Here is a 1,880-nt window from a genome sequence, read left to right as displayed (position 1 = left end):
GCCAAGGACGATGCGCTGGTCATGCATCCCGGCCCGATGAACCGCGGCGTCGAGATTGCGTCCGAAATCGCCGACGGGCCGCAGAGCGTCATCCAGGAACAGGTGGAGATGGGCGTCGCCGTGCGCATGGCGGTAATGGAAGCGTTGCTCGATCCGCGCCGCAACCATGAGGGGCGCGGCGCATGACGACAACGGTCTTCAGCAAGGCGCATATCGTCGATCCCTCGCGCGGCATCGACGAGGTCGGCACGGTCATCGTCGAGGGCAGGAAGATTGTCGCCGCCGGCAAGGCGGCGCTGAACCAGGGTGTGCCGGAAGGCGCGACTGTCATCGACTGCGCGGGAAAGACCCTCATTCCAGGTTTGATCGATAGCCGCGTCTTCATCGGCGAGCCCGGCGGCGAGCATCGCGAGACTATTGCCTCGGCGAGTGTGGCGGCAGCGGCGGGCGGCGTCACCTCGATCGTCATGATGCCCGACACCGATCCGGTGATCGACAATGTCGCGCTGGTCGAATTCGTGCTGCGCACAGCCAAGGATACGGCAAGCGTCAACATCTTTCCGGCGGCGGCGATCACCAAGGGGCTCGACGGCCGCGAGATGACCGAGTTCGGCCTGCTGCGCGAGGCCGGCGCCGTCGCCTTCACCGACGGGCGCCACACAATCGCCAGCGCCCTGGTGATGCGCCGGGCGCTGACCTACGCCCGCGACTTCGGCGGCGTCGTCGCGCATGAGACGCAGGACGCCGACCTTGCCTCGGCGGGCGTGATGAATGAGGGCCTCTACGCAAGCTGGCTCGGCCTTGCCGGCATTCCGCGCGAGGCGGAATCGATCCCGCTGGAACGTGACCTCGCTTTGGCGCGGCTGACGCGCGGAACTTATCACGCGGCCAAGATCTCGACGGCGATGGCGGCCAACGCCGTGAGCCGGGCGAAAGCCGACGGTGCCAATGTCACGGCCGGCGTGTCGATCCACAATTTGTCCCTCAACGAGAACGACGTCGGCGAATACCGCACGTTCTTCCGGCTGACGCCGCCGCTGCGTGCCGAGGACGACCGGCTGGCCATGATTGAGGCGATCAAGGACGGCACCGTCGACATTGTCGTGTCCTCGCACGATCCGCAGGATGTCGACACCAAGCGCCTGCCCTTCGCCGACGCGGCGGCCGGCGCGATCGGGCTGGAAACGCTGCTGGGCGCGGCGCTGCGGCTCTATCACAATGGCGACGTCTCGCTGCTCAGGCTTGTCGAGGTGCTGTCGGCCGCTCCGGCGAAACTGTTCGGCCTGCCCGGCGGCACGCTGAAGCCGGGTGCCGCGGCCGACCTCGCGCTCGTCGATCTGCACGAGCCCTGGATCGTCAGCGAGAGCGGCCTTCGCTCGCGCTCGAAGAACACCTGCTTCGAGGGCGCGCGGCTGCAAGGCAAGGTCTTGCAAACGATGGTGTCGGGCCGCACAGTGTTTTCAATCTAGGCCGATGGCGGCGTAGTCCGCCATTTCGTGCGGTGAAGGAAATGCGGGGTGAAACAATGGGTTATGGCGGTATCCTGGCGCTACTGTTCGGCTATCTGCTTGGCTCGATTCCCTTCGGCCTGCTGATCACTGGCGCCGCCGGCCTTGGCGACGTGCGCAAGATCGGTTCCGGCAATATCGGCGCCACCAACGTGCTGCGCACCGGCAACAAGGGGCTCGCCGCCGCCACGCTGCTGCTCGACGCCCTGAAAGGCACGGCGGCGGTGCTGATCGCCGGCCGCTTCGCGCCGGAGTTCGCGCTTTGGGCCGGCTTCGGTGCCTTCCTTGGCCATCTCTTTCCGGCCTGGCTCGGCTTCAAGGGCGGCAAAGGCGTCGCAACCTATCTCGGCGTGCTGATCGGCCTTGCCTGGC

2 protein-coding genes and 1 pseudogene are annotated in these 1,880 nt (G+C 66.8%); all 3 read left to right on the top strand.

Translation table 11 applies throughout. The annotated features are described in order from the left end of the window. A pseudogene (gene pyrB, locus EOA33_RS34355) lies at positions 1-186 on the top strand (aspartate carbamoyltransferase catalytic subunit); the annotation flags it as partial. Further along, positions 183-1,469 carry a dihydroorotase gene (locus tag EOA33_RS34350; RefSeq protein WP_126054690.1) on the top strand — a complete coding sequence of 429 codons (1,287 nt, stop codon included), beginning with the start codon at positions 183-185 and terminating at the stop codon, positions 1,467-1,469. The pseudogene pyrB and the gene EOA33_RS34350, both read left to right, overlap by 4 nt. Positions 1,470-1,525: 56 nt before the next feature. Then, positions 1,526-1,880: glycerol-3-phosphate acyltransferase (locus EOA33_RS34345; protein WP_145989471.1), on the top strand; the 355-nt coding region annotated here is incomplete at its 3' end.

It is taken from the genome of Mesorhizobium sp. M4A.F.Ca.ET.050.02.1.1, from assembly GCF_003997725.1.
In the GTDB taxonomy this organism is placed as follows: domain Bacteria; phylum Pseudomonadota; class Alphaproteobacteria; order Rhizobiales; family Rhizobiaceae; genus Mesorhizobium.
Note: the sequence above shows the minus strand (reverse complement) of the source record. Positions and strands in the feature narration are given on the sequence as shown.

Bases quoted from the DNA above. Each gene is read 5' to 3' on its own strand.
- EOA33_RS34350 (WP_126054690.1), top strand. From the start codon at position 183: ATGACGACAACGGTCTTCAGCAAGGCGCATATCGTCGATCCCTCGCGC.